This window comes from Okeanomitos corallinicola TIOX110, from assembly GCF_038050375.1.
Taxonomy (GTDB): domain Bacteria; phylum Cyanobacteriota; class Cyanobacteriia; order Cyanobacteriales; family Nostocaceae; genus Okeanomitos; species Okeanomitos corallinicola.
Genome location: NZ_CP150886.1, coordinates 4,881,892 through 4,899,234, shown reverse-complemented (window position 1 = coordinate 4,899,234; position 17,343 = coordinate 4,881,892). Strand labels below are relative to the sequence as shown.

The 17,343-nt window shown below is 37.7% G+C and carries 18 protein-coding genes; 8 read left to right on the top strand and 10 right to left on the bottom strand.

The annotated features are described in order from the left end of the window. Positions 1-41 precede the first annotated feature (41 nt). The 5 genes from WJM97_RS21590 to WJM97_RS21570 all read right to left on the bottom strand — a co-directional run bounded on the left by WJM97_RS21590 (position 42) and on the right by WJM97_RS21570 (position 4,486). Positions 42-803, bottom strand: coding sequence for a cobalt-precorrin-6A reductase (locus WJM97_RS21590; protein WP_353930815.1), 762 nt, complete (start codon positions 801-803; stop codon positions 42-44). An 82-nt stretch (positions 804-885) separates the two neighbouring features. Then, positions 886-1,308 carry a DUF1636 family protein gene (locus WJM97_RS21585; RefSeq protein WP_353930814.1) on the bottom strand — a complete coding sequence of 141 codons (423 nt, stop codon included), beginning with the start codon at positions 1,306-1,308 and terminating at the stop codon, positions 886-888. Between the two features lie 64 nt (positions 1,309-1,372). After that, a complete protein-coding gene (locus tag WJM97_RS21580) occupies positions 1,373-1,867 on the bottom strand; it encodes a hypothetical protein (protein WP_353930813.1) in 495 nt (164 codons plus the stop codon). Between the two features lie 104 nt (positions 1,868-1,971). Further along, complete coding sequence (locus WJM97_RS21575; protein ID WP_353930812.1) at positions 1,972-4,089, bottom strand: pentapeptide repeat-containing protein; 2,118 nt, start codon at positions 4,087-4,089, stop codon at positions 1,972-1,974. A gap of 52 nt (positions 4,090-4,141) precedes the next feature. Next, on the bottom strand, positions 4,142-4,486 hold the full coding sequence (locus tag WJM97_RS21570; RefSeq protein ID WP_353930811.1) for a hypothetical protein: 345 nt from the start codon (positions 4,484-4,486) through the stop codon (positions 4,142-4,144). A gap of 411 nt (positions 4,487-4,897) precedes the next feature. Between WJM97_RS21570 and WJM97_RS21565 the strand changes: the two genes are divergently transcribed. Beyond that, positions 4,898-5,329, top strand: coding sequence for a hypothetical protein (locus WJM97_RS21565; RefSeq protein WP_353930810.1), 432 nt, complete (start codon positions 4,898-4,900; stop codon positions 5,327-5,329). A 78-nt stretch (positions 5,330-5,407) separates the two neighbouring features. On the opposite strand, the gene WJM97_RS21560 is transcribed toward WJM97_RS21565, so the two are convergent. The 3 genes from WJM97_RS21560 to WJM97_RS21550 form a co-directional block, all read right to left on the bottom strand. Continuing rightward, complete coding sequence (locus WJM97_RS21560; protein WP_353930809.1) at positions 5,408-5,779, bottom strand: hypothetical protein; 372 nt, start codon at positions 5,777-5,779, stop codon at positions 5,408-5,410. Positions 5,780-5,876: 97 nt separating this feature from the next. Beyond that, the gene (locus tag WJM97_RS21555; protein ID WP_353930808.1) at positions 5,877-7,001 is read right to left on the bottom strand and encodes a glycosyltransferase; all 1,125 of its coding nucleotides are present in this window, start codon (positions 6,999-7,001) and stop codon (positions 5,877-5,879) included. A gap of 88 nt (positions 7,002-7,089) precedes the next feature. Continuing rightward, on the bottom strand, positions 7,090-8,076 hold the full coding sequence (locus WJM97_RS21550; protein WP_353930807.1) for a GDP-mannose 4,6-dehydratase: 987 nt from the start codon (positions 8,074-8,076) through the stop codon (positions 7,090-7,092). Positions 8,077-8,693: 617 nt separating this feature from the next. On the opposite strand from WJM97_RS21550, the gene WJM97_RS21545 reads away from it, so the two are divergent. Both WJM97_RS21545 and WJM97_RS21540 read left to right on the top strand, forming a co-directional pair. Beyond that, positions 8,694-9,407 carry a rubrerythrin family protein gene (locus WJM97_RS21545; protein ID WP_353930806.1) on the top strand — a complete coding sequence of 238 codons (714 nt, stop codon included), beginning with the start codon at positions 8,694-8,696 and terminating at the stop codon, positions 9,405-9,407. Positions 9,408-9,567: 160 nt separating this feature from the next. Further along, on the top strand, positions 9,568-10,737 hold the full coding sequence (locus tag WJM97_RS21540) for a homocysteine biosynthesis protein (RefSeq protein WP_353930805.1): 1,170 nt from the start codon (positions 9,568-9,570) through the stop codon (positions 10,735-10,737). A 58-nt stretch (positions 10,738-10,795) separates the two neighbouring features. Here the strand turns inward: WJM97_RS21540 and WJM97_RS21535 are convergent, their stop codons facing one another. After that, positions 10,796-11,806 (bottom strand): hypothetical protein, encoded by a 1,011-nt coding sequence (locus tag WJM97_RS21535; protein WP_353930804.1) that lies wholly within the window; start codon positions 11,804-11,806, stop codon positions 10,796-10,798. A 401-nt stretch (positions 11,807-12,207) separates the two neighbouring features. On the opposite strand from WJM97_RS21535, the gene WJM97_RS21530 reads away from it, so the two are divergent. After that, on the top strand, positions 12,208-13,089 hold the full coding sequence (locus WJM97_RS21530) for a tetratricopeptide repeat protein (RefSeq protein WP_353930803.1): 882 nt from the start codon (positions 12,208-12,210) through the stop codon (positions 13,087-13,089). A gap of 61 nt (positions 13,090-13,150) precedes the next feature. On the opposite strand, the gene WJM97_RS21525 is transcribed toward WJM97_RS21530, so the two are convergent. Next, complete coding sequence (locus WJM97_RS21525) at positions 13,151-13,774, bottom strand: TMEM165/GDT1 family protein (protein ID WP_353930802.1); 624 nt, start codon at positions 13,772-13,774, stop codon at positions 13,151-13,153. A gap of 527 nt (positions 13,775-14,301) precedes the next feature. Between WJM97_RS21525 and WJM97_RS21520 the strand changes: the two genes are divergently transcribed. The 4 genes from WJM97_RS21520 (at position 14,302) to WJM97_RS21505 (ending at position 17,289) form a co-directional block, all read left to right on the top strand. Next, the gene (locus tag WJM97_RS21520; RefSeq protein WP_353930801.1) at positions 14,302-14,601 is read left to right on the top strand and encodes a type II toxin-antitoxin system HigB family toxin; all 300 of its coding nucleotides are present in this window, start codon (positions 14,302-14,304) and stop codon (positions 14,599-14,601) included. Further along, positions 14,585-14,986, top strand: coding sequence for a helix-turn-helix domain-containing protein (locus WJM97_RS21515; protein ID WP_353930800.1), 402 nt, complete (start codon positions 14,585-14,587; stop codon positions 14,984-14,986). The genes WJM97_RS21520 and WJM97_RS21515 overlap by 17 nt, the downstream gene beginning before the upstream one ends. A gap of 282 nt (positions 14,987-15,268) precedes the next feature. Then, positions 15,269-16,228, top strand: coding sequence for a hypothetical protein (locus WJM97_RS21510; protein WP_353930799.1), 960 nt, complete (start codon positions 15,269-15,271; stop codon positions 16,226-16,228). Positions 16,229-16,260: 32 nt separating this feature from the next. Next, positions 16,261-17,289: a vWA domain-containing protein gene (locus WJM97_RS21505; protein WP_353930798.1), complete on the top strand. Its 1,029-nt coding sequence runs from the start codon at positions 16,261-16,263 to the stop codon at positions 17,287-17,289. The last annotated feature ends 54 nt before the right edge of the window (positions 17,290-17,343 follow it).

The window sequence follows — 17,343 nt, the reverse complement described above, 5'->3', positions numbered from 1 at the left end:
TAGGGGGATCTGAAAATATTTGATACACCATGACAGACTTTTCAAACATCCTCTAAATTCATCACCTTTAATTTTTCCCGCAACCACTTCACCGCACCTTCAACATCTGCAACTTGTTCCCCCTCCGGTACAGGTGGACGTTTTACCATTACTACCTTTATCCCTAATTCCCGTGCAGCAATAATTTTAGAATAAGTGGCATTTCCACCACTATTTTTACTGACAATTGTATCTATAGAATATTGAATTAAAATATCTCTTTCCTTTTCTAAATTAAAAGGACCTTTATCATATAAAATCAAACCATTGGGGATGATAGAATCTGCTTTTGGGGGATCTATCATTCGCATTAAAAACCAGATATTCTGTAAATGTGCAAAGGTGGAAATTTCCTGTCTCCCAATAGTTAAAAATACTCTTTGATTTTGATTTTCTAAAGTTGCTGCTGCATCAATATTATTGTTTACTTCTAACCAATTATCACCAGGTAATTTTTCCCACGGGGGACGATTTAATAATAACCGAGAAATACCTACTTCCTGTGCTGCTTTGGTGGCATTTTCAGAAATTTGATTAGCAAAGGGATGAGTGGCATCAATTAACACATCAATTTGCATCTCTCTGAGGTAATTAACTAAACCTGCCACACCACCAAAACCGCCAACACGAACATTACCAACAGGTGTAACAGGTTCACGGGTAGCACCGGACAAAGATGCGATCGCTTGAATCTCAGTAATATTTGCTACTCTTGCAGCCAATTCCCTCGCATCACCAGTACCACCCAAAATTAAAACACGCATGATTCGGTTTAATTAATTACATTTTTTTGTTTCACGCAAAGGCGCAAAGAGAACGCAGAGAAGGGAGGAAGGTATATCACAATTAAGATAAGGTGGGAATTCTGGCTAAAATACCATTTTTCAAAGGTTCGGGACGTTCTGACCAAGGTAAAACACCATCAGTACGAGAGTAGTATTTACTTGCACATTCGAGGATGGCTTCCGCGCAATTTTCTGTTGGTAAATCACCAAATAAGTAAGTTAATTTACCTGCACTGGCAAAGGCTACCACACAAGAACGACTACAAGCACTCATACATTCAACTTCTTGGATGGGAAAATCATCTTTTAATTCCCAACTTTCAGCAGTTTCTTGGATTTCTCGGAGTAATTTTTGACCACCACTTTCACCTACGCGTTTACCATCTTGCCAAACACTAGCGCAGGTTTTACACACAAACAAAGTGTGAGCAGCAACAGTATTATTACTACTAGGAGAAGTTAGAGAAATATTAGCAGCAGTCATCTGTATCCTCATAAATTCGCACAATTTCCAATTATAAATACCCAATCACCTATTACCAAATAGTTTAAAATCTCAAACCCACACCACCCTGCAAGGAGAAAGCTGTACTACTACTATTACGATAGGCATCAAAGGCAATAATAGCGTTACCAAAAATTACTGTATTACTGTTAGGGACAACATAATCAATTCCCGGCTGCAAAGCAAAGGTAATTTTATTACCTACAGGGGAAGGAGAATCACCACTAGCTAAAACTAAACCAGCACCTAAGTAAACATCTGTTTGCCAATTCAGAGGCAAATCGTAGGAAACTGTAGGAACTACTGCTGTACTCTCCCCAATTAAAGCTTGAGCGCGGAAAGAAACAGGAGTTTCTAGTAACTTGTAACGCAAAGCCAATACCCCACCCAATTGACTACCTTCGCTCAATCCAAATGTAGGGCCAATACCCACATAACTACCGTAGGCTACTTGAGCTTGTGCTGGTTGAGTATTTGTAGTCAGACTAAAAACCGCACCAGTTGCCAGAAATGAAAGTAAATATTTGATTTTTTTCATTGTCCTACTCCTCTCACCATCTTAATAGATATGTTACTTATATTACTCCAGGGCATTGGTAATTGGTAATTTAAAAGTTCTTACCTATCACCTATCACCTGTCATTATGGACAACGGGAATGGATACCACCTTTTGTACAAATAAATGCTAGTTGTTGCGAATTTAAATTTTTAGCTCGGCTAAAATCAACACCCTCAACTATGGCAGCTTTTGAACCCAAATCGGAAGTTTCTACAAAACTATCTTCAGGATTGTGTTTACCAGGAGAGAGTATAGTACCTTGAAAATCGGCACCATCTAAATTTGCACCTCGTAAGTCTGCACGACTTAAATCTGCATTTTGTAAGTTAGCATTTTGTAAGTTGGCAGAGCGTAAAACAGCACCGCTTAACCGAGTGGTACTCAAGTTAGCATTACTGAGATTTGCATAATCTAAATAAGCTTCTGATAAGTCTGCACCTTGCCAATCAGTGTTAGTTAAATTGGCATAAGATAATTGTGTACCAATGGCAGAAACACGGACTAAATGGGCGGCATATAAATCTGCTTCTATTAATTTTGCATTACTAATATCTGCCCCTGTTAAAATTCCATCTTCTAAAATTACCTTTCGCAAATCACTACCAATCATTTGGGTGCTACTGAGATTTGCACCTACTAACCGAGCATTGGATAGGTTAGATTTGTTGAGAGTGGAACGACTTAAATCACTGCGGTTCATCAATACGCGACTAAGGTTAGTTTCTGTCAAATCAGCTTGCTGTAGTTGGGTTTTACTCAAATCAGCAACAATATCATCATAGGTATCCCAGCGTCCATCTTCACCAGGACTACGGAAACGACTACCTTTTAAGTTAGCTTGATTCAGGTTGGCAGATTTGAAAACAACTCCTGATAAGTCAGTATTTTTTAACACTAATTTAAACGAAGAATTGTCTTGGGAACTATTTGTACCCAATTGGGCGTTACTTAAATCAAGGTTATTAATTTTGCCACTGTAAACGGAGATAATTTTGTTAATGGCCTGTTGGTTGAGACTTAGTTGTTGTTCCCGAATATTACGGAAATTCCCTCCAGATTCTAGTTCTCCCATTAAAAACAGATTCATCCGTTTTAATTCTGGTATTGCTCCAGGTCCAATGTTTGTCAGTGCTTGTTGGATAGTATCTATAGTGCTGAGGTTGGTTTCTTTTACCAGTAAATCTACTAAGAATTTGATAGACTGCGTATCATTAATTCCACCCAAGGCTAATATTGCTTGTTGACGTTCAGCATTGGTAGCACCAGAGTCAGGGTTAACTATTTTGATCAGTTCCAGAAACTTTTGACTATTAATTTGCTGAGTTTTGCGTAAACTTTCTTGGGTTTGGATGTAGACTTGTGTGCCTACTAAAGTAGATAACACTGTTACCATACTGATAACCCCTACTACCAACAATGTTAAGTTAGGACTCAGAGGTTTTTTATTTATGGCTGAAGGTGGCTGACTGGGTTTTATATCTTGTTTATTTTCTGACTGTGTGACTTCGTTTATCTTTTCTTCTGGTGGTTTTACTGGCTGGATTTTTTCGTTGATACCTACTGTATATGTACCTGCTAATTGATCATGGAAGGCTCGACGACGTTTTTGGGAAGGCCAGCCCGTGCTTTCACCGAGTATGATAAAAATCGTTAAAAATGTGAATAAACCCAAGTTGGGGAAAGCGAAGCTGTAACGCCACAGTAAGTAAGCAATGGAAACTGGAGCAGCCCAACGCCCTACTCCTTCTCTAACAATTGCCACTCCTAAACCTGGGGCTTTACCTTGTTCGTTGATTACCCGGACACCAAACCAACGTTTGGGAATGGTGCTGCCTGTTTTACCAAGTAGGTACAGTTGCCACCCAGAAAGTGTTAAGGGAGCTAATAAGGCTACAGTCCATAAGAAATTAGTGGGAGTAGCAACATTACGAATACCGTAACTTATGGGTAGTGCCAAAGGTCTGGCGATCGCTCTTTCTGTGACTACTAAAATCGGTGACAAGGGTACTCGTTTCACATCGCTGCGGGAGTTGGCGTACACACCCATTCCAAAGGGTACTAAGCCACTGGCAACTACTAAGGTAATTTCTACCGCCCAAGCGGCTAAACGTCTTGTTGATAGAGGTAGAAAATGGGCTTTATCTGGTTTTTGAGATTGGCTAGATTTATGAGAGTTTCTCCTCACACTGGGGGTTGTCATTATATAATTCCTTTGAGTTTATGTTTCCCCACTATGGGGGCGTTTAAATAGTCTATTGCTTACGTTGAAAGCTATTAGAAATAAAGAATTTGTATCCGAGATACACTAATCCTGACAACAGTGCCAGACTGATCACAGATGTTACAAGTTTAAAAACTGTTTGCAGTACCCATAAGGCTAAGAGTATTACTACACCAGTCGCTACCAGCTTTTTGACTCCTGACAAACCTTGAAACCAAGTTTTTGATCGCTCTAACAGTGAGTTGAACTTGGCAAACTTAAATTCTTTTGGTTGTTGTTGCGCTCCATTTTCGTTTGATTTTGATGAAAATGAGTTCATATCAGCCTCTAACTCTTGAAGGCGACGTTTTAATTCTTCTTCAGGTTGATAATTCATGATTTTTTACCTCAGCTAGAACGTTATTTCTAAAACTACTTACCAAATTCATCATTTGGTGGTTTTGTTAGTGATTTTAGCTAAAAAGGTTATGAAAGCTTGGGTATCAGTAAAATTTTTCTATTTCTTACCAGTAAATTCAGGATATTTTCATGTCTAGTCACAAATTTATGCAGCTTGATTGGAAAAATTTATACTTTATTCTCTGGGAACAAAAAACCATTAACTTCTGTCTTTTACTTATATACCTCTAAGAATCCCAGGTGACAAGTAACAATGATATAAAATATAGAAACGGTAATATTTAGTTTTGTTTCTTTCTATCTGAAATAAATCCTCAGTAAAATTAACCAGTTATATTTTTTGTCAATGCAATTGATACATTAGTAGCAGGGAGTATTTTTTCCAATTATGAAGACTTTAAAAATATTAACTTTTGTTCCCATAACTTTAATCATGAGTTTGGCATTTAATCAACCCGGTTTTTCCCAAACTCCAGTTATTTCTATTGATAGTCAAATGAAAAAAGATCCCCTGGTAATTAATCGCACATTAGAGGGGAAGGTGCAAAGTGATTGTGGAAATATTACTAACCAACCTAATCAAATTATCCAGATTAAGGAATCTCTTCCCTATTTGCGGTTAACGGTTGAGGGGGAAGGAAAACCGACAATGGTGATTGATGGGCCTGGGGGACGTTTTTGTGTATTAGCAGATAACTATTCCCAAAATAAACCAGAACTTGCGGGTTTTTGGCAAGCTGGAAATTATCTACTCAAAATAGGTAATTTATCCCCAGGACAGCATAATTATACAATCTCTATTTCCCAAAAGAATAAATAGGTTGGTTTTGGTGATTAGTAATCAGAAAAGTTCTCTAACCGACTAATGACCAATAACTCATAAAATGACTAATAACAATTACTCTTCGAGTGATTTGGCTGAGACTTCCACTGCTGTAACATCAATTGTTCCTGCTGGTGCGAAGCGGCTAAATTTATTGTCTTTTACTGATAGTTGTTCTCCACAGTTTGGACATTGCAATTGACTGTTATTTAAGCCTGTGATTTCAAACCCACAAACTGGACACTTATCAGTAACTAAATTACGTTGTAGCCACCAGCGAAAGCCAACAAAGGCAATAATTGGTGTAATTAACAACAGCCCCACAATAATCAGGATGGAATTAACTAACCAGCCTAAGCCTATGGATGCTAATAACCAACCTATTGCTAATAAGGTCAACCAAGGGCGAATTCTATCAAAATTTTGTTGTAAATTGTTAAAATTCATTGTGCAATCTTCTTTATACTCTCACTCTATATTAATCATCTAATTTCAGATTTTGGATTTCACTATCAATCTGAAGTTTGTTTTGACCATCTGGGAATTATTGACAATTTGATGGAGTCAGTAACTGTTGGAGACGTTGTTGAAAAGCTTCTATACCAAAGATAGAGATCGCCTGTGATCTCAACCATTTGCCATCACAGCGTTGATCGTTACCTTGGAGAATTTCTACACAAGCTGCTGCTACGGCATCGGGGTCACGGTGTGGTACTCTCCATCCTAGTTTACCATCTTGTAGTGGGTCTGCTGAACCATCATCATCACCGGATAAAACAGGAATACCACAAGCCATTGCTTCTAAATAGACAATACCAAAACCTTCTTGAGAAGGCATGACATAAGCATCTGCTAGGCGATAGTGTAACATTAATGCTTCTGTGGCAACAAATCCAGCAAAAACTACGCGATCGCTCACTCCTAAATCTGTTGCTAATTGTGCTAGTCTTGGTTGATCATCACCACGGCCAATTACTAAATATTTGACCTCTGGAAATACCTGAATAATTTTTGGTAAGGCTCTAATTGTTACATCTACACCTTTATAAATATCTCCAGACCATAACCTGGCAACAGTCATTAATACTTTGCCATCATTTAAACCATATTTTTCAACCAGTTCCCCTGATTTTTCTCCAGGAGTAAATTTATCACCATCAATAGCGCAAGGTAGCATTTCTACTTTTTTTGGATCAATTCCATTAGCAGCACAGGCTTGATCTCGACTATAACGGCTAATTGTCCAAATTGCAGCAGCATTATTTAAAGCCTGTTTTTCTTGATTTTTCAGAGTTCCCCAAACTTCTTTGCCATAGGTAAGTACAGTATAGGGAATTCCTAAAGGCTGACAAAGAGTTTGTATTAATCCTGCTAATTTGATATGACCACAAAAAACCTGTTGGGGTCGTTTTTGCAGCAGATATTTAAGTAAAGCTAAAGCCATTTTTATTCTCCCAACTTTAGCAGAATTACTTTGAAAATAATGGAATTCTAAATTTTCTGATCTAAAAGGATTCACACAATCAGAACCATCCCGCAATAGAAATACATCCGCTTTACAAGTTTGGTTTAATCCTGAATAGGCGCGAAAAATATCTTTGACGTAGGATTGAATTCCACCTTCACGGGTGAAGATTTCCAAGAATACAAATAAATGATTATCTACCACTTTATTTTATGTTTGAGTAAGTATGTAACGTTAGTTTTTATTTAAAAAAATGAATGGGAAAGAATAGAAAATAAAAATTATCCATTCTCTATTTTCCCAATGGGGCAATTTTACCACTTTGTAAATTTTCCAAATCTGTTTTTACCATGTTTTCTAAAAGTTGTGCAAAACTAACTTGAGGTCGCCAACCCAATTTATTTTTAGCTTTACTAGGGTTAGCTACCAATTGGAAATGTTCATCTGCTCTCAAGAGGTTAGTATTAACAACTACATATTTTTCCCAATCCAAGCCTACACAATCAAAAGCTGTAGCGATTAATTCCCGGACGCTGTGGAGTTGTCCAGTCCCAATTACGTATTCTTCAGGTTGATCAGCTTGCAACATTCGCCACATTGCATCAACGTGATCACCTGCAAACCCCCAATCCCGTTTAGCGTCTAAATTACCCATTTCTAGAGTTTGGGCTAAACCTAACTTAATGGATGCTGCGGCTAAAGAAACCTTCCTGGTCACAAACTGAGGGGGACGTAAGGGAGATTCATGGTTATATAAAATACCACTACAAGCAAATAAACCATAACGTTGTCGGTGGTGAACCATTGTCCAATGAGCGTGTAATTTAGCTGCTGCGTAGGGATTTTTAGGACGGAAGGGGGTTTCTTCGTCTTGGGGAGAAGTGGTTACGTCTCCGAACATTTCTGAACTGCTGGCTTGATAAAACCTTGTAGATAAACCAACTTGCCGAACTGCATCTAATAATCTCGTCGCTGTACCTGTGATTAAGTCTAAAGTTCCCAGGGGATCTTGCCAAGAATCTGGGACAAAACTAGGGGCGGCTAAATTGTAAATTTCCTGGGGTTGTAATTGTTCGACGGCAGTTAGTAAATCAGTAGTATTCCGTAGATTAACAGTGTATATTTCAACTTTGTCTAATAGACTTCCTAATTTTGATAAATTTGGTTGGCGGTGAGGAGATACCAGTCCGACAACTTGGTAGTTGTTGTTCAGGAGTAAATTACTGAGATAGTAGCCATCTTGACCTGTAACACCTGTGATTAGCGCAGTTTTTTTCATTATTTATTACTGATGTTTGTATTTTGGATATTTTTAGGAATTTTTAGGAATTTTCTGAGAATTTATGAGAAATTTGACAATTTTGCTTTTGAGTTAAGAACTATAGTTTTAAATTATACTAAGTTAACTTAGGTTTGTACATGGTTGGTATTTATTTGTAACTTGATTATTACGTATAATGGTTCATTGCAGAATTATTTTTACTTAATTTTTACTTATGTGTAAACTACAAAAATAACATCTTATAAATTATATCCATTGTCAAATTTCGTAACCAGTGGATTTACTGTAAGACGGTGATGTTGCACTAGCAGATGATATGACTCGTAAAACGCCTTTTTTCGAACAAGAATTTTTACAGTTGAAACTCCATGATTTTGTCAATCTCAGCAAAAAATTTACATAAACAAGATTAACTAATTAACATTTCAGTTTTATAATTATTCTGGAGCAGCTAACAACAAGGGTAATTAAAGATGGGATAATACAGGTTTGAAAAAAATCTGTACAAATTGTGCAAATATTTAATTCTGTAAATATTTTCCTATTACCTGATCTGACCAAGTTTAAAAGTCTGTTTTTCCCATTCAACATCACTTCATAGACACCTACAAATTATGGATTTGTCAAATTTTACTACACTAAACAACTTAGAGTCAGCCTTCGGTGGTGAGTCGATGGCAAATCGTAAGTATCTGTTTTTTGCAAATGTAGCGCGTAAACTGGGTTTTTCAGACTTAGCAAAACTTTTTAAGGAAACAGCAGATCAAGAAACTGAACACGCTTTTGCTCATTTTGAACTACTACATCCAGAATTAGCTGTCAAAGATGCAGCTAGTTTAACTGATGAACAGAAAAGGGAAATTATATCTCGCTGTTTGTCTTTGGCCATTGAAGGCGAAACCTATGAATACACTACCATGTATCCTGAATTTGCTGCCGCTGCCCAAAGTGACAGAGATAATCCCGCAGCGGAAGAATTTCTCAAACAAGCACAAGAATCTGGCGAACACGCTGATACATTTCGTTCAGCTGCACATCGGTTTGGGTTGTTAAAATTCATCGAAAATTATCACGCAGATCGCTACACTGAAGCTTTAGAAGTGTTAAATGGAGGACAACCTGTAACTAGAGTCGCAGGTGAAGATCCCGCAACTCAAAAATGGATTTGCAGACAATGCAGTATGATTTATGATCCTGTGGTTGGTGATCCTGATTCTGGTATTGCACCTGGTACAACGTTTGCAGACATTCCCGAAGATTGGAGTTGTCCTATTTGTGGTGCTACCAAAAAGACTTTTAAACCTCTTGAGGAAAAAGCTGCTGCTTAAAACCACAAGCAAATATTTAATTATCTAATTTTTATCCCTCTTCCCTAATTATTTGTTCAACTACGGAAGGGGGATATTATATTTATATAATTATATAATTAAAATATTTATAATTTATTTGTTGCGAGATAACAAAAAAATCAAATTAATTACCATAAAAATGCGAACTATTACCGAAATTAACGAAAAAATTATCAATAAACGCGCTGTAGTCTGGACAGTTGAAGAATTAAAAAAACAAGTTGCAGAAATTGGTATTACTAAAGCAACAAAAGAAGTTGATGTTATTGCTACTGGCACATTTGAACCGATGGAGTCTAGTGGGGCAATAATTAATTTGGGACATACTGATCCACCTATAAAAATTCGCCGTTGTTGGTTAGATGGAGTCCCAGCATATTCTGGTTTTGGGGCTGTAGATTTATACTTAGGTGCTAGTTGTGCCGCAGAAACAATGGAAGGGGAAGAAATTCGAGAACGGGGTGGTGGTCATGTGATTGAAGACTTGATTGCAGGTAAACCTGTACAAGTAAGAGCATTAGGACAAGTTACAGACTGTTATCCCAGGGCAACTTTTGAAACCAGTGTTACCCGTGAAACCATCAATCAGTTTTATTTATTTAATCCTCGTAACCTTTATCAAAATTTTATTATTGGTGTAAACGGTGGCGATCGCCTACTTCATACTTATTTAGGCCCTTTACAACCACGTTTAGGTAATGCAGTTTATTCTAACCCTGGGGCAATTTCTCCCCTGTTCAATGATCCCGATTTACAACTTGTGGGAATTGGTACAAAAATATTTTTAGGTGGTGGAATCGGTTATGTTGCTTGGGAAGGTACACAGCACTTCCCCCTCCAAAAACGGTTAGCTAATCGTACACCCATCGGACCATCAGCCACCTTAGCTTTAATTGGTGATGCCAAACAAATGGATAGTCGTTGGGTAAGGGGTTGCTACTTCAAAAGTTCTGGACCGTCTTTAATGTTGGGTGTGGGTGTGCCACTGCCTGTTTTAAACGAAACTGTAATTGAACGTTGTGCGGTACAAGATCAAGACTTAGTAGCACCAATAGTAGATTTTTCTATTCCGCGTCGGGTTCGTCCCACCTTTGGTTTAGTCACTTATGCTCAACTTAAATCAGGACGTATTCCCATAGAGGGTAAAGCGGTGCGAGTTGCTCCTTTAGCTAGTTTATTTCTCTCCAGACAAGTTGCCCAAGAGTTAAAACAGTGGATACAAGCTGGCACATTTACCCTCACAGAACCAGTCGCTCCGATACCAATGGACAGAGTATTTTTACCCCAAGACCGTTGGACAGACTTTTAAATAATTACTAATTCTTAATTCGTAATTGAATGATTAATTACGAATTACGAATTATCAATTACGAATTATCTTGTGGTTTTGGCCTTTTGACTGGTTTAGGAGCAGGGGTTTTTGGTATGGGTTTAGAACCTGCGGAGATATCTCCATTTTTCCTAACAGGACGTGAGGGCGCATCTCCAGTTCGTCTGGGGGGAAATGGTCGTCTTCCTACACCGGCGCGTGGCCCACCTTTAAATGGTGGTTTACGTTTTTTCGGTAAATCAGCGATCGCCTCTGCACTTTCTACCATCAATACATCAGCTTCTCGCTTGACTTGGAAATCCCAAAACTTGCCTACAGCTTTCGTAGCCAGCACACCCCGCATTTTCAACTTAAAATATTTAGGTTTATCAGTTGGTTTCCGGGGGGCTTGCTTGATTTTAACTACTAAACTTTTAGCATCAAAGGATTGGTAAACCACCTCGCCACGGACAGAAAAATTCCCATCCGGTATGTCTGAGGACACTTTTGGGTTTTGGGGAATTTCTTCTTTAGCAGATTTTTGACGAGTAGATTTTTTAGTACCACCATTTTCTGATTTCTCTAAAACTTGAGAACCAGAATTTTTACCATCCTCCTCTGGAGAGTGTTTAGCCAAATTTTCTGGCTCCCAAACTCCGACAATTTGGATGTGCAGTGAATCATTTTCTTGTCTGGTACGGGGATAAACTACCCACAGATGTTGTTGTTCTAAATCTAGGTGATTTTTCACTAAACTCATAATCCGACCTAAAAGGACGGCATTGAGTTCTACACCATCAGCTGTAACCAGTGTTCCTTGGGTAAATTGTTCACTGCTGGCACGGTAGCACCCCCGAACCAAGCCAATTGCTCGATATTGCAATGGTTCACTCGGAGGTGGAATAGGTTGTTGTCGTTGGGCAAAATTCCCGTTATTATCTGTCTCGCTAGAGTGAGCGAGTGAATTTTCCGGTTTAGGTGACTTAGCGGTTAAGTCAATTTTATTTGTAGCCTGCTTAGGGGCTGTAGAATTGGAGGATTCAGAAGATGGCATCAGGTCGGAATTCATAAAAACTCCTTCAGGCGGAGACATATCCCATTATGGGATTTGACAAAAGCAGATAGAAACAAAGTTTCTAGGGCTGATTAAAGTATATTTCCTTTCAATCTAGCCATTCTAGAGTCACTGTGCAAACACAAAGGCGCGAAATTTCGCATTTAGAGACTAAATGTTTGATTTAGCGCCTTAACTCTAGTTTTCGGAAGCATAGCATAGCTACAATTCTGAATGATCCTCCTAAAGTCATCACTTACTTTAGCAGTCTAGATAATTATTTTGTTATAAAGTTCACAGTCAAACTACCGTATTCCGCAAAGTTTTGCAAAATCTTCATCTTGTGATTTATGTAAATATGAATCTGCTCATCAATTTCAATTTATTTTGTTTAAATTTCTGAAAAGGAAAAAATTGTGACTCAAACGCGTAATAAGTGGATAATTCGGGTTGTATTACTTTTAGCAGTTACTGCTTTTCTAGGTGTTTCTCTGATCCCGATTTTGGGAGCTTTAAATGATTCTTCATCAGTAGTACAAAATACTACTAATACGTCTACGGGTGTTTCCTCTTCTGAACAAAAGTCAAAACTAGCAGATGAAATTCGCGGTTATGAGCTAGTTTTACAACGAGAACCAGAAAATCAAACTGCGCTCAAAGGTCTGGTAGAAGCTAGGTTACAGTTACTAGCTCAAAAGGAAAATGGCCAAGTTCAAATGGCTGATATTCAAGGTGTGATTGAACCTTTGGAGAAGTTGTCTAAGTTAAACCCTCAGCAGACAGAATACGGGGTGTTATTGGCACAAGCAAAGCAACAAATCGGTGATAAGGAAGGGGCAGCCCAAACCTATCGCTCTATTTTAGCTACACAACCAGGGGATCTCAAGGCTTTACAAGGCATGGTAAATTTACAACTCAGTCAGGAACGTCCAGAAGCAGCTATCGGTTTATTAAAGGATACTCTATCTACCGCAGATCAAGCTAATTCTATTCAAGCAGGAACTGTTGATGTGGTTGCAGTACAGGTACTTTTGGGGAGTGTTTACGCTTTACAGAAAAACAATACTCAAGCTATTTCTTTATACGAGCAAGCTATTAAGAAAGATCCTCAAGATTTTCGTCCTGTTTTGGCTAAGGCTATGTTACTTAAAGAACAGGGTAAGGTTGATGAGTCCAAACCTTTATTTGATACTGCTAGGGCTTTAGCTCCTGCTCAGTATAAGGATGAAATTAATAAGGCCGCTGCTATACCTACTCCTGCCCCCACTGCATCACCGGAAAGTACATCTAGTCCATGAGGATGGGGTGATGGGGTGATGGGGTGAATAAATAATTAACTGTCACCTGTCACCTGTCACCTCAACTTCCTTCTAGTGTGGCAAAGATACCGAAGATAATAAATAAAATGCCGCCCAGAAAGGTGATTTGTTTTTCGGAAATTTTACCTGCAATTAATTTACCACCAATGACGGCGATCGCTGCACAAATTGCGTGTCCTAATATTGCTCCTAATGTCACACCAATGGGGTTGTTACTCGCTGCTAAAGCTATGGTGGCTATTTGGGTGCGATCGCCCCATTCTGCTATAAATGTCAATACAAAGGATTTCAGTAAAATTGACATGATACTTTGTTTCTGACTGTCTATTTCTGCTTTTTCTACTGCTTCTTGAGCTTCTTCTATAACTTCTTCTTCGGCGTGAATGGGCATTTTCCAAGCATCGTATAGCAGTTTTAAGCCAAAGGCTATAAATAATACTATTTCTGCATAGTGTACATATTTTTCTGAACCCTGTGTCAAAACTGACAGTATTTGCCCAAAGATTACTGATAATACTGTCATCGCCGCTAAGGCTGCCGTTACCCCTACAAACACTAACTTTCTTGAGTGTCGCATGGATAAAATGACGGCGATAAAGAAGGTTTTATCACCTAATTCGGAAATTGTAATTAATAATAAACCTGCGGTAAAGGCTGATAACACTCTTTGATGCTCCTGTAGGATTTTTTACCTGTGTGGAGCTTCTAATGGGTGTTTAATGACCTCACTGAAGCTCACACAATGTTAAATGTGAACTCAGTGAAGGTCTCGCTTTCAAATACTTTTTATTTGCCATCTGAACCAGGTTCATCACCAGTATGTTGATTCAGATGTACTGGCTTTTTGCCAGCAGCTACTCCCCTTCAATTTGATATGAATTATACATTTATGTTGGTTGGGAGTCAAGGGTTTTAAGAAGGAATGAACCGCAGAGGCGCAGAGGACGCAGAGGTAAGAGGGGTTTTCGATTTTTTTGGCGTTTTTAGAGATTTAACCACGTTCGCGTAGCGTCCCGAAGGGATAGAAGCGAAGGAAGCGAAGGGAAGAGGTTTTTGAGGGATTTTGCATAATTCCTGAATTTACCATTGACATATCCCTCTCATTTCGAGAGAATAAACATAACACAAATAAGTAAACACGAAGGACTAAGAACATGAAAATACCAATTTTATTTAAAACAAGGAAAATTTATGAAATTAATTTCCATTGGAAACCTCCGCAATGATGCAGCAAAATATCCAGATATCAAAAAACAAATTGAAGATTGGAATACAACTGTTAAGAAATCTGAATGGCAAAATTTAGAGGATGTGCGTAAAGTTTACCGTGATGCTGAAGGGGTTGGTAATTTTACTGTTTTCAATATCAAAGGTAATAATTACCGTTTAATTGTTGGGATTAATTATGAAACACAGAAGGTTTTCTACAAATACTTGCTAACTCACGCCGAATACAATAAAGAGAAATGGAAAAATGACGATTACTTTTGACGATAAAACCTATAGTCAATTACTAGCAGAAATCGCTCCTCAAGTAATTGAAACAGAAGAAGAGTATGAACGTCTTTTAAAAGTTGCTGAATTTCTAACTTTTAAAAAAAATCTGACTCCAGATGAGCGAAAGTTAGATAAATTGCTTGTGAAACTAATTGAAGATTATGAGGAAGAACATTATCCAATGGATAAATCTACTCCTCATGAAATTTTACAACACATCATGGAATCTAGTGGCCTTCGTCAAGCTGACTTAGTGCGTATTCTTGGTTCTAGTAGCGGTGTGGTTTCAGAGGTTGTAAATGGTAAACGTTCAATTAGTAAAGCACAAGCTAAAGCTTTGGGAGAATATTTTAAGGTTTCTCCTAGTTTGTTTATTTGAATTTCGGTTTTTTAGGATTTACGGATTTTCAGGATATGAACTTTTTTTGCTTAATGCAAATTTAGTTTAACTTATATGAATGAAATATTGCTGACGACTGATAGCAATCGCAGTTATAACTGACAAGGATGTTAATAGCGACACACTGTTGTTTCACCCCGACTTACTTAATTCAGTTGTTAGGTTTGTAAAAAAATATAACGGATTTAGTCCAGTTAAACGTAATATTACTGCTTTGTTTTTATAATAGACTCAATTAATTTTACATAGAGGAATTATATAATGCAATTATCCGGCGCGCAGGTGGTTGAGCCTTTTGGTGAGGTTAATGTTTACAAGCAAAAAAATGGTAATCTTGAAATTTCTGCTACCATCCTGACTGTTCCTGACTTGGAAGGGGTAAGGATGGGTTTAGCTCTTGATGGTTCTGCATCCATGAAAAAGATGTATGGAGTTAGTGGTATTGTTGGTGGTGCTTTTGCCATGGCAGCTGGTACTCCTAATGTAGTCGAACCAGTAGCTCGAACCATGGTTAGTTTTTTATCTAACTTTTCTTCTAATGGTAAAGTAGATTTAATTTATTGGGCTTGTAGTCCTGATGGTTCAAAAGTAGAAAATGTTGGTGAATTCGACGAGGAAAGTATACAAAATACAGCTATTACAGGTCCTAAAAAGTTACCTTGGGGAAGAGGTACAAAATTATTACCACCTCTAAAAGATTTAGTAGAAAAATATAAAAATGCTCCAGCCATGGGAGTTAAAAAACCTGCTGCTTTTTGTGTATTTGTCACCGATGGCATTATCGAAGATTTAGTAGAAGTTAAGCAATATAGTGTTCAGTTTGCCCAAGAAATAGCTAGTGGTGCGAGACCCTTTATGAAGCTGTTTCTGATTGGAGTTGGAGAAGATGTAGACGCAGCACAAATGGATGAATTAGATGATATGTTTGAAGATCATCCCATTAAAGATGCTTCAGGACAAGAAATAGACCTTTGGGATCATCAATTAGCTAGTGATATGAATAAGTTAGAACAAGTATTTAAAGAACTTGTTTCTGAAGACATGATTGTAATGGGTTCTGGCAGAATTTTAAATCAAACTGGTCAAGTTTGTCGTGAATATTCTGATGGTGTTCCAGCATTACTTAAATTCAAATTACCATCAGGTTCAAATTCCTTTACTTTAGAATTTCCTGGAGGAAGTGTAACTCAAGATATTTCTGAAGCATTGGCAAAATTATAAAGTGCTGAAGATTTTGATAAGGAATTAAAAATATGGAACATCGCCAACTTCCTAGTAACATTATTGCCAAAGAATTTGGAGAAGTAAATGTTAGTAATAATGGTCAAGATTTAGAAGTTTTATTCACTATTTTGATGGAACCCCAAGGAGAAGAAGCAGAAGGTTGGCAAACTGGTGTGGCTTTAGATGCTAGTGCATCTATGAAAGATTTGTATGGACGCAAATTACAGGGAAAAATTCCCCCGGATATAGTTGTTGATTATGAGGCAAAAGGATGGGTAGAATCTAAGGTTGAAGAAGGTAGAAAAGTTAACGTATTTCAGAAACAAGCATACGAAGATGCCATAGAAAAAGGATATGTTAAAACTACTCCTAACATTGTCCAACCTTTAGCTCAACAATTCACATCTTATTTAGCAGAAAATCTCGATGCTAATGGTGGTACAACTGTGATTTATTGGGCTTCTGGTTCAGGCTCTGATCTTGAAGTTTTAGGTGATTTTACAGCTAGTGAATGTTCTACTTTGGATGTCACCGGTCCTAAAACTGTGAACTTTGGGATGAGTACCATACTTGCACCTGCTGTCAAATATTTTGTAGAGAGATTTGTAGATGCAAAACGGGGAATGTTTATTTTTATCACCGATGGACGCATTTATGATTTAGATAGAGTCAAAAAATACACTATACAGTTAGCTCAAGATATCACATCTGGTCAGCATAACCCTGTAAAATGCGTTTTGATTGGAGTAGGAGACGCAATAGATCAAAAACAATTAGAAGAATTAGACGACTTAGATACAGGTACTGATGTTGATATTTGGGATTATAAAATTGCCCAAGAAATGGCTTCTTTAGTGCAAATCTTTGCTGAAGTTGTTGATGAGAATCAGATAGTAGCACCTACAGGTACTATTTATGATTCATCTGGTAATATCATCAAAAAATATACAGATGGAATGCCAGCTAAAGTATCTATTTCTTTACCTCTAAGTTGTGAATGGTTTGAACTAGAAGTTTATGGGCAAAGAATTCGCCAACCTGTGATTTTTAAAAAATAAATAGAAAGCATCTTCACTGTGTAAAAGCTAAAGTAATGATGCTGAAAAATATTT